Raw genomic sequence first — 12,065 nt, 5'->3', positions numbered from 1 at the left:
GAATGATAGCTGCCCTGGCGGTTTCGGTCTCCATGGTCATGTCGATGCCTGTGGGCGCTGAAACGCTGAGCGGTGCTCTCGCCAAGGCCTACCAGAACAATTCCACCCTCAATTCCGAACGTGCAGGGGTGCGCATAACGGATGAAGACGTGGCAATTGCCAAGTCCGGGATGCGCCCGCGCGTCAACGGTTCTGCCAATGCCGGGCTTGCCAGCCGCGGCGGCGTGGAGTCTCGAAGCCTTGATGTCTCCATTTCTCTGACCCAGCCGATTTTCGACGGTTTTCAGACACGCAACAATGTAAGTGCCGCCAAGTCGCAGGTGCGGGCCGCAAATGCGGCGCTGGCCAATCAGGAGATCACGACGCTCTTGAATGGCGTAAACGCCTATCTGGACGTCATTCGTGACCGACAGATTGCGGCGCTGCGTGGGCAAAGTCTTGAATTCCTGCAGGAACAGGTTCGCGCGGCGCGTTCGCGTCTCGACGTTGGTGAAGGAACGCGAACCGATCTGGCGCAGGCGGAAGCGCGGCGGCAGGAAGCGCTTGCCCAGCTCACGGCAGCGCGCGCGCAGGTCGCGGCCAGTGAGGCTGTCTACCGCCAGGTTGTCGGCGAGGCACCGGGTTCACTCAAACAGCCTTCACCCATCACGAAGCTTCTGCCGGGAAGCCTCAATCAGGCCATCTCTATCGCGCTTGGCGAGCATCCCGCCATTGCAGCACGCAAGCACGGTGTTGATGCCGCATCCTTCGGTGTGAAGGTTGCCGAAGGTGCGTTTCTGCCGAAACTGTCCGCGCAGGCTTCCGTGAAATCGGAATTTCTGGACACGAGCCCGAGTGCAGGTGACGGTACAACCAATTCGGCTTCGGTTGGGTTGAACCTATCGGTTCCGATCTATCAAGGCGGCGAGAGCTCCGCCCGGGTCCGCAAGTCCAAGGAGCAGCTTGGGCAGGCCCGCATCCTGGTGGATGTGACGGCGGACGAGGTTCGTCAGGCTGTTACGCGTGCATGGACCGGCTATCAGGCCGCGCGGGAAAGCGTTGCGGCCAATCGTGAACTCGTGAATGCGGCGCAGCTTGCCCTGAACGGCGTGATCGAAGAACGTTCCGTTGGCCAGCGCACGACCTTGGATGTCTTGAACGCGCAGTCGGATGTTCTTGCCGCACGCATCGGACTCGTCAGCGCCGAGCGCGACGTAGTGGCTGCAAGTTACGCGATTGTCGGTGCGATGGGGCGTCTTTCGGCAACGCGTCTTGGTCTGCAGGTGGCGACCTATCGTCCTGAAGAGCATTACAATGCTGTGAAGGACAAGTGGTACGGCCTGCGCACGCCGGACGGCCGCTGATTCACCTGTCCTGATCCTGATCCGTATCTAGCCCTGGCGTGCGGTCTTTCTCGTAGCTCTGTCTCAGCGGGAAGGGCGGGAGCCAATCTTCGCGTCTGATCGTCCATAGCTCGTAAGTCGGTGAGAACACGTTAGGGCTATCCATGCTTCCGAGGTGAAGCTCTATTTCGTCACCGCTCCTTGAATAGACCGACGAACCGCAGCGCGGGCAGAAATGCCTTTCCATGTAATGCCGTGACTGGCCGGTAAAGGTTACGGCATCTTCGGGATAGACGGCGGATGCGTGGAAGACAGCGCCGTGGTGCTTTCTGCAGTCCATGCAATGGCAAAGGCCAATACGGAGAGGAGCGCCTTTCGCCTCGAAGCGCAGAGCGCCGCACAGGCAGCCGCCTGTCACCTTCGCCATCATGTCCACTCCAGATATTCAGCCCAGGCAGAAGCTAGCACTCCGGTAGCCGATCCCATAGGTGCAGTGGAACTGACTGAGCGATCCGCTAAATCTTGTGCGTAGCTTGCAAGTGAGGTTGCCAAGGGATTCTCACTTGCCGAAGTCTCCGATACGCTCTGAGTGATTCGGAGAGCGTATTGATTCCTTTCAAAAAGCTTTCCGCACAATTGTTGATGAGCGGCGGATCCATATCATGGCCCAGGCGAGCAGTGTACAGCGTGAACCCTCGATGGAGGAGATCCTTGCCTCCATCAGACGTATCATCGAGGACAATGAGGCCGGTGCAGGGGCAGGAGTGGCTGCCAGCAGCGCGGCGAATGTGCAGGCTGCTGCCGCAGCTCAGCCTGAAACCGGACCGGATGCCGTCGAAGAGTTTCGCGCAGAATTGCGCCCAAGCTTGAGCGACACGCAGCCTCAGGCGGAGACCAAGTCCGCTCCTGCAGATGAAGACAAGGTTCATGCTCTAAATCCGTATCGTGACGCGGGCGAGCAGAAGCCGTTCGAATGGTCGGGCTCTGCGAAAGCGGCTTCTGCAGACACTGCCACGCCTGCTCAGGGAATGCGCGCATGGCCTCCAGCAGGGCGCCGTGACGAAGATGATACTCAGCAGGATGCATCCGTAGTGCGGGAAGACGAGCCGGAACTGAAGCAGGTTGATGAGCCAGCTGAACAACAGCCCGCCTCCAGCACCCAGACGGCATCCGTCTCGCAGAATGTGGAGCAGGTGGTGCGCGAAAGCCTTTCAGAGGCAACGGGCCGTGAACTTGCTGCCGAGCGCAAGCCGATCCTATCGGAACAGTCCGGACGCAAGGTCGCTGCAGCATTTAGCGAGTTGAACGAAGCTTTTCAGGCGTCGCGGCGCAAGGGCTTGGACGAGGTTGCCGAAGAAATGCTGCGGCCAATGCTCCAGGAGTGGCTGGACGACAATCTGCCGACCATTGTCGAGCGCCTGGTGCGCGAAGAGATCGAGCGCGTTGCGCGCGGCGGCTGACCAAATGGCAGCTTGATTTCGAAGAAGCCTCGGTTAGCGCCGGGGCTTTCTGCATTTTGCCCAACCGTTTGCAGGTTTAAGGCCCAAGCGGGATTGTTGCGGCCAGTTGACTCACCCAGACCCATGGGCTTTACACCTCGCATTCATAAATGCCCTGAGAAGCGCGGAATTTCACATGCTTGAAAAGACCTTTGACGCGGCCAGCGTCGAGCCCCGTATCAATGAGCGCTGGGAAGAGGCCAAGGCCTTCAAGGCAGGAGCCGGGGCCAAAAAGGGCGCTGAAAGCTTCACCATTGTCATTCCGCCGCCGAATGTCACCGGCTCGCTTCATATGGGGCATGCGCTCAATAATACGCTGCAGGACATCATGGTCCGCTTCGAGCGCATGCGCGGCAAGGATGTGCTTTGGCAGCCGGGTATGGACCATGCAGGCATCGCCACCCAAATGGTCGTGGAGCGTCAGCTTGCTGCCAAGGGTGAGCATCGCCGCGATATGGGGCGCGAGAAATTCGTCGAGCGTGTTTGGGACTGGAAGGCGGAGTCCGGTGGTGCGATCATGAACCAGCTGAAGCGCCTTGGCGCTTCCTGCGACTGGTCGCGCGAACGCTTCACCATGGATGAAGGTCTGTCGGAGGCCGTTCGTGAAGTCTTCGTCACCCTCTACAAGCAGGGGCTGATCTACAAGGACAAGCGGCTGGTCAATTGGGACCCGAAGCTTCTTACCGCGATTTCGGATCTCGAGGTCGAGCAGGTGGAGATGCAGGGCAATCTCTGGCATTTCCGCTATCCGCTGGAGCCGGGGGTGACATACGAGCACCCATACAATCTCGACGAGGAAGGCAACAAAACCGCCTGGAAGCCCTCGGATGGCGAGCCAGTCGGCTATGAAACCCGCGACTATCTCGTGGTGGCGACCACGCGACCCGAAACGATGCTGGGAGACAGTGGTGTCGCCGTTCATCCGGACGACCCACGCTACAAGGATCTGATCGGCAAGAGTGTAGTGCTTCCGCTCGTCGGGCGCAGCATTCCCATCGTCGGTGACGAATACCCGGATCCGGAAGCAGGAACGGGTGCGGTGAAGATGACGCCTGCCCACGACTTCAACGACTTTGACGTCGGCAAGCGTCACGACCTGAAGCAGATCAACATTCTCACCACCGAGGCCGCCATCACGCTCGCCGACAACGAGGACTTCCTCGACGGGCTTGAGCGCACGCCGCAGCTTGAGGCCACCATTGCGGCGCTTGAAGGCAAGGATCGTTTCGAAGCGCGCAAGATCATCGTTGCCATGATGGAAGAGGCGGGGCTTCTGGACAAGATCGAGCCGCACAAGCACATGGTGCCGCATGGCGACCGTGGTGGTGTGCCGATCGAGCCGTTCCTGACCGATCAGTGGTATGTGGATGCCAAGACGCTCGCCAAGCCTGCCATTGCGAGCGTGAGGGAAGGGCGCACCAATTTCGTGCCCAAGAACTGGGAAAAGACCTATTTCGAGTGGATGGAGAACATTCAGCCCTGGTGCATTTCGCGTCAGCTCTGGTGGGGCCATCGCATCCCCGCCTGGTATGGTCCCGACGGGCAGGTTTTCGTCGAGAAGGATGAGGAAACCGCGTTGGAGGCGGCGATCCAGCATTACATCTCGCATGAGGGCCCCTGGAAAGCCTGGGTTGAAGAGAAGCTGGAGAACTACAAGCCGGGCGAGATCCTGACCCGCGATGAGGATGTGCTGGACACCTGGTTCTCCTCAGCGCTTTGGCCATTCTCTACGCTCGGCTGGCCGGAAAAGACGCCGGAACTGAAACGCTACTATCCGACCTCGGTGCTCGTCACCGGCTTCGACATCATCTTCTTCTGGGTGGCCCGGATGATGATGATGGGGCTGCACTTCATGAAGGAAGAGCCGTTCCACACGGTCTATGTTCATGCGCTGGTTCGCGACAAGACTGGCGCGAAGATGTCCAAGTCGAAGGGCAATGTCATCGATCCGCTGGAGCTGATTGATGAATATGGCGCCGATGCCCTGCGCTTCACGCTCGCCATCATGGCGGCCCAGGGGCGCGACGTGAAGCTCGACCCCGCGCGTATCGCCGGCTACCGCAATTTCGGTACCAAGCTTTGGAACGCCACGCGGTTCGCGCAGATGAACGGTGTCGCGCGTGATGCGAATTTTGCACCGGAAGACGCCAAGCTCGCGCTCAACCGTTGGATCCTGACCGAACTGACGCGTGCTGCGCGTACTGTCACGGAGTCGATCGAGAACTATCGCTTCAACGACGCTGCGCAGGCGGCCTATCGCTTCGTCTGGAGCCAGTTCTGCGACTGGTATCTTGAGCTTTTGAAGCCCGTCTTCAATGGAGAGGATGAAGCGGCCAAGGCTGAAAGTCGCGCCTGTGCGGCCTATGTGCTCGACGAGGTCTACAAGCTCCTGCATCCAATGATGCCCTTCCTCACAGAGGAGCTGTGGGCTGAGACGGCCGGCGAGACGCCGCGCGAGGATGTGTTGGCGCTGGCTGAGTGGCCGGATCCCGCTTTCGAGGATGACAGTGCTGCCGACGATCTCAACTGGCTGATCGACCTCGTCACGGGCATTCGCTCGCTGCGCGCAGAAATGAATGTTCCCGCCAGCGCCAAGGCTCCGCTCGTCGTGGTCAATGCGGATGATGTCGTGCGCGATCGTCTGGCGCGGCATGATGCTGCCATACAGCGGCTGGCGCGCATTGAGAGCATCGACATCGCTGGCGATGTGCCCCGCGGTTCGGCCCAACTGGTTCTCGGATCGGCCACTTTCTGCCTGCCGCTTGGCAATCTGATCGACATCGAGGCCGAGACGAAGCGGCTGGAGAAGGAGGTTGCGAAGCTAAAAGGGGAGGTGACCCGCCTCGACAAGAAGCTGGGCAACGAAAAATTCGTGGCCAATGCTCCCGAAGAGATTGTGGCCGCCGAGCGCGAAAAGCTTGCAGAATTCAAGGAGCAGATGGCGCGGGTGGAAAACGCTCTGGAGCAGGTTCGCGCTGCTGGTTGATCTGACCTGGATCGATTCGAGGAAAATCAGCCGCTGAACTGGCGTTAAGCGTCTGTTGATATGGTTTCAGGCTCGAGTGCCGCGTCTCTTCAAGGCGCGGCACAATCTTTTTGCAGCATGTTGCTTTCCTGCAACGATGCCGAAAACGTGACCGTTAGATGACGAAAATATGAGAAAATCGGCCAGTTTTGGCCATTTTCTCGAACGCAGCGCGTGCAGCAGATGCCGTTTACATGTTGAAAGCGGACCCTTACGTTAGGGTAAGTCCAATGCCATGTAGAGCCGAGCGTTTACAGCAATTGCAACCTGCAAAAGCTTGGATATCCTCTCGATCGACGAACGCTTTCATCAGGGAGGTCCTCGCATGCGTTTCAGGGGAATGGGGTTTACGGCGCTTAGCCTGGTCCTTATGGCCGGAGCCGCTCAGGCAAACGGTTTTTCACGCGGTACGGCTGACACGGATATTTTGTACGAGCCCGGCAACTTCAACATGCGTGCGGGTGCTACCATTGTGGTTCCGTCGCAGAAGTTCACGCGTAATCCGGGTGGTTCCACGACGGGTGGGAATGTCGGAGTCAATTATCTCGAAAGCTATGTAATTCCGTCGGCTGCGATAAAGTTTTCCCTCACTGACAGCCTTGCTTGCGCAACGACGATGACGACGCCCTATGGTGCGTCCTCCAGTTATGAGGCTCCTTACGGTCGCTCTGGCAAGATGAGCGAAGAGTTCACCATCTCCGAATTCGGCGCGACCTGTGCTGCGTTCGTTAATGTAGGGAGTGGCCGCCTCTCCGTCCTTGGTGGCGCTTTTGTCGAGAAGTTCAACTACGATCTTCTTGCTGGAGCTGGAGCTGTGCCGGTAGAGCTGGAAAGCAACGCCTATGGTTGGCGCGCTGGATTGGGCTATGAAATTCCCGATATCGCACTGAGAGCACAGTTACTCTATCGCTCCGGCACAAGCCACGAAGCTACTGGAACCGCAACGACTCCCTTCGGAGTTCTTCCTGCCACGGGAGCAGGTGAACTCCCTCAGAGCGTTGAACTCAAGGTACAAAGCGGCATCGCGCCAGGCTGGCTTGCCTTTGGCTCAGTGAAGTGGACCGACTGGTCAGTCAACGAGACTCTAGTGCTCCAATCTCTGGCGTTTGCTAACCCACTTAACCCAACCGGTACCGTTGCAAACCAGTACTACTGGGATGACAGCTGGACGATCACCGGTGGTGTTGCGCACGCATTCAACGAGCAGGTTGCCGGTCTCGTCAGCCTTCAGTGGGACCAGGGTGTGTCCACGGGTTATGACTTCCGTTCTGACAAGTGGGTGCTTGCAGCGGGTCTGAGCCTCAAGGATACGCTTGGTGGTGAAGTACGTCTTGGTGGCGGCATTTCCTATCTTGAAGGTGCGGAGATTACCGCAGCCGACTCTATCGAGCCTCTGGCTGCCGTCGATTCCGGTTGGGCTGGAGCTCTTTCGGCTTCCTACAGCGTGAAGTGGTAATACCGCGGCAGATCATCTGATCTGTTTTTGGACCCGGCTTCGGCCGGGTCTTTTTTGTTTGGTGGGGGCAGGTGAGGGCGGTGCAAGTTATTTGCGTGTAACCGGCCTTCAGCCCTTGAAAGGCGTGATCATGTGCAGCAAATATCTGCATGTCACCCGGGCCGGGCCCCTCTGGCAGGCAAGGCGTTGCCTGTGATGTCGGACCGATCGACAACGCGCCAACGCAGCGCATTGTTTTTCTGATCCTAACCCATGACCCTACATGACTGGCTGTGGCCCAGCTTTCTGGCCTTTGTCGCGCTGATCCTTTTCGTTGATCTGTTCGTGCTGCACCGGCGCGACCATGTCATCGGAACGCGAGAGGCGCTTTTCACTGTTGGCGGCTATGTGACGCTCGCCATGATCTTTGCCGGTGGCGTGTTCTATTTTGGCGGCGCGGACCGCGGTGCTGAATTCCTCACCGGCTATCTGGTCGAGCAAGCCCTGTCGCTCGACAATATTTTCGTCATCGCGCTCATCTTCAGCTACTTCAAGGTGCCGGCCGAGGCGCAGTATCGCGTACTCTTCTACGGCATTGTCGGTGCCGTGGTGATGCGCCTGTCGCTGATCGTTCCCGGCGTGAAGCTTGTTGATCAGTTCCAATTCATCGCCATGGCGCTTGGTGCACTGCTTGTCTTCTCCGGCTTCAAGATGATGACGTCTGGCGACGAGATGATTGATCCGGGCGAGAGCCGGATCGTGAAATTCCTCATGCGCACGGGGCGTGTGACGAGCGAATATGAGGGATCGAACTTCCTGACACGGCGCAACGGCGTGCTCTTCATGACGCCGCTCTTCGTGGTTCTTGTCACGGTGGAACTGACCGACCTCGTCTTCGCGATCGATTCCATCCCGGCCGTGCTCGCGATTTCAAAGGATCCGTTTATCGTTTTCTCATCGAATGTTTTCGCGATCCTGGGTCTTCGCGCGCTCTTTTTCGTGCTTTCGGGCATGATGCGCAGCTTCCGTTACTTGAAATTCGGGCTTTCTCTTGTGCTCGTCTTTATCGGCTTCAAGATGCTGCTCGCGCACTACATTGATATTCCTTCCGTTTTCGCTTTGGGCGTGACGGCGGCCATCATTGCCGGTTCGGTAATTGCGTCGCTTCTTCATGGTCCGGCAGAAACTGTCGAGGAACGCGACTGACACCCTGCATGTGTTGCCGAATGTTGCGGTTCGGCAACACACTATTATGACACGATGCGCTACAAGGTGGCGGGGGCAGGACTGCCAACATCCCGCCATAAAACAGGCGCACCGGATTAACCGGTAACGCCACAAGTGTTACGCGTGTCAAAGGAAGCCGTGTCTAGCGGCTAGGGTGATCATGGACGCTCGAGCGATCTCGAAGAAAAACCTTCCAAGCCGTCATGTGACCGAGGGGCCGGCCCGTGCGCCGCACCGCTCCTATCTTTACGCCATGGGGCTTTCCCAGGAAGAGATTGCTCAGCCGCTGGTCGGTGTGGCCACCTGCTGGAACGAGGCTGCACCGTGCAACATCTCGCTGCAGCGCCAGGCGCAGGTCGTCAAAAAAGGTGTGGCCTCCGCCAATGGCACGCCGCGCGAATTCACCACCATTACGGTTACCGACGGCATCGCGATGGGCCATCAGGGTATGAAGGCCTCGCTGGTTTCCCGTGATGTGATTGCCGATTCGGTCGAGCTGACCATGCGTGGTCACTGCTATGACGCGATTGTCGGCCTCGCTGGCTGCGACAAGTCGCTGCCGGGCATGATGATGGCTATGGTGCGCCTCAATGTGCCGGCGGTCTTCATCTATGGTGGCTCGATCCTTCCGGGCTCCTATCGCGGCCGTCAGATCACGGTACAGGACGTATTTGAAGCAGTTGGCCAGCACTCCGTTGGTTCCATCTCGGATGAGGACCTTCTGGAGATCGAGCAGGCCGCCTGTCCGTCAGCCGGTTCCTGTGGTGCCCAGTTCACCGCAAACACCATGGCAACGGTCGCCGAGGCGATCGGTCTGGCCCTGCCATATTCCTGTGGCGCGCCGGCACCTTATGAGATGCGCGACCGTTTCAACTATGCGGCAGGCGAAAAGGTCATGGAGCTTGTCGCCAAGCAGATCCGTCCGCGTGACATCGTGACCCGCAAGGCTCTGGAAAATGCCGCTGCCGTTGTTGCCGCTTCGGGCGGCTCCACCAATGCGGCCCTGCATCTGCCCGCGATTGCGCATGAGGCCGGTATCGAATTCGATCTCTTCGATGTGGCCGAGATCTTCAAGAAGACGCCTTACATTGCCGACCTGAAGCCAGGCGGCAAATATGTCGCGAAAGACCTGTTTGAGGCTGGCGGCATTCCGCTTCTCATGAAGGCGCTGCTCGAGGCGGGCTATCTCCATGGCGACTGCATGACGGTTACTGGCCGTACAATCGCCGAAAACATGGAGCATGTTTCGTGGAATGACCAGCAGGACGTCATTCGCAAGGTCGACAATGCAATCACCAAAACAGGTGGTGTTGTTGGCCTGCGTGGCAGCCTCGCACCGGATGGTGCCATCGTGAAGGTGGCTGGCATGAAGGAGTTGAAATTCACCGGCCCGGCACGCTGCTTCGATTCGGAAGAAGAGGCATTCGCGGCGGTGAATGAGCGCAAATACAAGGAGGGCGAGGTTCTCGTCATCCGTTATGAAGGTCCGAAGGGTGGTCCGGGCATGCGCGAGATGCTTGCCACCACGGCAGCCCTTTACGGGCAGGGCATGGGTGACAAGGTCGCATTGATCACCGATGGACGCTTCTCCGGCGCAACGCGCGGCTTCTGCATCGGCCATGTTGGCCCTGAAGCAGCCGTTGGCGGACCGATCGGTCTGCTGCGCGACGGTGACATGATTTCGATCGACGCCGTGGAAGGCACGATCGATGTTGATCTTTCGGAGGAAGAGCTTGCTGCGCGGCGGGCGGAGTGGAAGCCGCGTGAAACCGATTATCAGTCCGGCGCAATCTGGAAATACGCCCAGACCGTCGGTCCCGCAGTAAAGGGTGCTGTCACGCATCCAGGCGGAGCCAAGGAAACACACTGCTATGCAGATGTCTGATGCCATGAAGCGGATCTTCGCCACCACATTGCTGCTCGGCTTTACCGCCGGCACACCTGCGCTCGCGCTGGACCCGGAGACTGTGATCCAGAAGGACCGCAGTCCTTGGGCGATGTTCCGCTTCGGCTTCTCCGCCTACAAGAGCGGCAAGAAGCAGGAGGCTGTGGAGGCCTATCGCTACGCTGCCGAAAAAGGGCAGGTGGGTGCGCGCTGGAAGCTTGCACGCATGTATGCGGAAGGCGATGGCGTTCCGCGCAACGACTATGAAGCCTTCAAGTTCTTCTCGGCGGTTGCGCAGCAGAACATAGAGCCCGGCAGCCAGGACGAAAGCTATATTTCCGATGCGCTCGTCGCGCTGGGTCGCTATCTGCGCAAGGGCATCGAGAATTCGCCGATCCGTCCGAACCCGCATGCGGCGCAGGAATATTTCATGCGTGCTGCGGCGGTCTATCGCAATGCCCATGCCCAGTATGAACTTGGTCGCATGTTCCTTGACGGGGATGCGGGAGCCAAGAATGTGCAGCAGGCCGCGCGCTGGCTGCAGCTTGCTGCCGAGAAGAACCATGCGCCAGCCCAGGCGACGCTTGGCCATCTGCTGTTCCAGCGAGGACAGACAGTTGAAGGTCTTGCGCTGATGACCACGGCCCTGGAAGTGGCTGCACCGTCAGATATCGGTTGGATCCGATCCATGCAGGAAGAGGCTTTCGCTCTGGCAGGTGAGTCCGATCGCCGTACGGCGATGGCACGGGCTGAGCATTATCTGGTCAACGGAATAGACTGAAGCGGTTTCGCTGAAGTTGATCGAAGAATTGAGAAAGCCGGCGCGACGCCGGCTTTTTCTGTCTAATGCATAAAATTTTGCTCAGCTTTGGGCCATGGCGAGTTCTGCAACAACCGGAACATGGTCGGAAGGTTTCTCCCAACCCCGGGTATGCTTGGCTATTTCTACCGCCTGAAGCTTGTCTGCCGCTTCCGGTGAGAGCAGGAGGTGGTCAATGCGAATACCGTTGTTCTTCTGCCACGCCCCTGCCTGATAATCCCAGAATGTATAGGTGCCGGCCTCACGGGTTGTGGCGCGAAGCGCATCCGTGAGACCAAGATTGACGAGCCGCCGAAACGCTTCACGTGTCTGCGGGAGGAATAGAGCGTCATTCACCCACGCTTGCGGGTTCTTCGCATCCTCGGGTTCGGGGATGACATTGTAGTCGCCGGCAAGAACAAGCGGCTCTTCGAGTGATAGGCGCTCCTGCGTCCAGCGATGCAGGCGCTCCATCCAGCCAAGCTTGTAGGGATATTTCGGGCTATCCACGGGATTCCCGTTCGGCAAATACAGCGAGACCACGCGCAGTACGCCCTGATCGGTCGAAAATACGCCCTCGATGAACCGTGCCTGCTCGTCTTCCTCATCGCCCGGCAGGCGACGATTAACCTCGTCGAAGCGAAGCTTTGAGAGGATGGCGACGCCGTTGAAGCCCTTCTGTCCGTGGGTTTCCACATGATAACCGAGTGCCTCGATGCGCTCACGCGGGAAGCCCTCATCGACCGACTTGATCTCCTGCAGGCAGACAATGTCCACATTGGCTTCTTCCAGCCAGTGCAGAAGGTTTTCGATGCGCGCCTTGACGCCGTTGATGTTCCAGGTGGCGATCTTCATGGACTGTTCCATCTGCAG

At 58.7% G+C, this 12,065-nt stretch carries 9 protein-coding genes; 7 read left to right on the top strand and 2 right to left on the bottom strand.

Going from position 1 to position 12,065, the window contains the following annotated elements; all coding sequences use genetic code 11:
- Nucleotides 1–2: 2 nt before the first annotated feature.
- Nucleotides 3–1,343: a TolC family outer membrane protein gene (locus tag WA367_RS10160; RefSeq protein ID WP_336056628.1), complete on the top strand. Its 1,341-nt coding sequence runs from the start codon at nucleotides 3–5 to the stop codon at nucleotides 1,341–1,343.
- A 1-nt stretch (nucleotide 1,344) separates the two neighbouring features.
- Here the strand turns inward: WA367_RS10160 and WA367_RS10155 are convergent, their stop codons facing one another.
- Nucleotides 1,345–1,749, bottom strand: coding sequence for a GFA family protein (locus tag WA367_RS10155; RefSeq protein ID WP_336057108.1), 405 nt, complete (start codon nucleotides 1,747–1,749; stop codon nucleotides 1,345–1,347).
- A 235-nt stretch (nucleotides 1,750–1,984) separates the two neighbouring features.
- Between WA367_RS10155 and WA367_RS10150 the strand changes: the two genes are divergently transcribed.
- From WA367_RS10150 to WA367_RS10125, 6 genes are all read left to right on the top strand, one after another.
- Nucleotides 1,985–2,782, top strand: a complete 798-nt coding sequence (locus WA367_RS10150) for a PopZ family protein (RefSeq protein ID WP_336056627.1) — start codon at nucleotides 1,985–1,987, stop codon at nucleotides 2,780–2,782.
- A 175-nt stretch (nucleotides 2,783–2,957) separates the two neighbouring features.
- Complete coding sequence (locus WA367_RS10145; RefSeq protein ID WP_336056626.1) at nucleotides 2,958–5,807, top strand: valine--tRNA ligase; 2,850 nt, start codon at nucleotides 2,958–2,960, stop codon at nucleotides 5,805–5,807.
- Between the two features lie 364 nt (nucleotides 5,808–6,171).
- Nucleotides 6,172–7,302, top strand: coding sequence for an OmpP1/FadL family transporter (locus WA367_RS10140; RefSeq protein WP_336056625.1), 1,131 nt, complete (start codon nucleotides 6,172–6,174; stop codon nucleotides 7,300–7,302).
- A 252-nt stretch (nucleotides 7,303–7,554) separates the two neighbouring features.
- Complete coding sequence (locus WA367_RS10135) at nucleotides 7,555–8,487, top strand: TerC family protein (RefSeq protein WP_336056624.1); 933 nt, start codon at nucleotides 7,555–7,557, stop codon at nucleotides 8,485–8,487.
- Between the two features lie 181 nt (nucleotides 8,488–8,668).
- Nucleotides 8,669–10,393 carry a dihydroxy-acid dehydratase gene (gene ilvD / locus WA367_RS10130; RefSeq protein ID WP_336056623.1) on the top strand — a complete coding sequence of 575 codons (1,725 nt, stop codon included), beginning with the start codon at nucleotides 8,669–8,671 and terminating at the stop codon, nucleotides 10,391–10,393.
- Entirely contained in the window at nucleotides 10,386–11,174 is a 789-nt protein-coding gene (locus WA367_RS10125) for a tetratricopeptide repeat protein (RefSeq protein WP_442935573.1), read from the top strand. Before ilvD ends, WA367_RS10125 begins: the two co-directional genes overlap by 8 nt.
- Before the next feature lie 81 nt (nucleotides 11,175–11,255).
- On the opposite strand, the gene xth is transcribed toward WA367_RS10125, so the two are convergent.
- On the bottom strand, nucleotides 11,256–12,047 hold the full coding sequence (gene xth, locus WA367_RS10120; protein ID WP_336057107.1) for an exodeoxyribonuclease III: 792 nt from the start codon (nucleotides 12,045–12,047) through the stop codon (nucleotides 11,256–11,258).
- Between the last annotated feature and the right edge of the window lie 18 nt (nucleotides 12,048–12,065).

The organism is Nitratireductor sp. CH_MIT9313-5 (assembly GCF_037029545.1).
In the GTDB taxonomy this organism is placed as follows: Bacteria; Pseudomonadota; Alphaproteobacteria; order Rhizobiales; family Rhizobiaceae; genus Chelativorans.
This window is presented reverse-complemented; position numbering and strand designations above follow the sequence as displayed.

Bases quoted from the DNA above. Each gene is read 5' to 3' on its own strand.
- WA367_RS10160 (WP_336056628.1), top strand. From the start codon at position 3: ATGATAGCTGCCCTGGCGGTTTCGGTCTCCATGGTCATGTCGATGCCT.
- WA367_RS10155 (WP_336057108.1), bottom strand. From the start codon at position 1,749: ATGGCGAAGGTGACAGGCGGCTGCCTGTGCGGCGCTCTGCGCTTCGAG.
- WA367_RS10150 (WP_336056627.1), top strand. From the start codon at position 1,985: ATGGCCCAGGCGAGCAGTGTACAGCGTGAACCCTCGATGGAGGAGATC.
- WA367_RS10145 (WP_336056626.1), top strand. From the start codon at position 2,958: ATGCTTGAAAAGACCTTTGACGCGGCCAGCGTCGAGCCCCGTATCAAT.
- WA367_RS10140 (WP_336056625.1), top strand. From the start codon at position 6,172: ATGCGTTTCAGGGGAATGGGGTTTACGGCGCTTAGCCTGGTCCTTATG.
- WA367_RS10135 (WP_336056624.1), top strand. From the start codon at position 7,555: ATGACCCTACATGACTGGCTGTGGCCCAGCTTTCTGGCCTTTGTCGCG.
- ilvD (WP_336056623.1), top strand. From the start codon at position 8,669: ATGGACGCTCGAGCGATCTCGAAGAAAAACCTTCCAAGCCGTCATGTG.
- WA367_RS10125 (WP_442935573.1), top strand. From the start codon at position 10,386: ATGTCTGATGCCATGAAGCGGATCTTCGCCACCACATTGCTGCTCGGC.
- xth (WP_336057107.1), bottom strand. From the start codon at position 12,047: ATGAAGATCGCCACCTGGAACATCAACGGCGTCAAGGCGCGCATCGAA.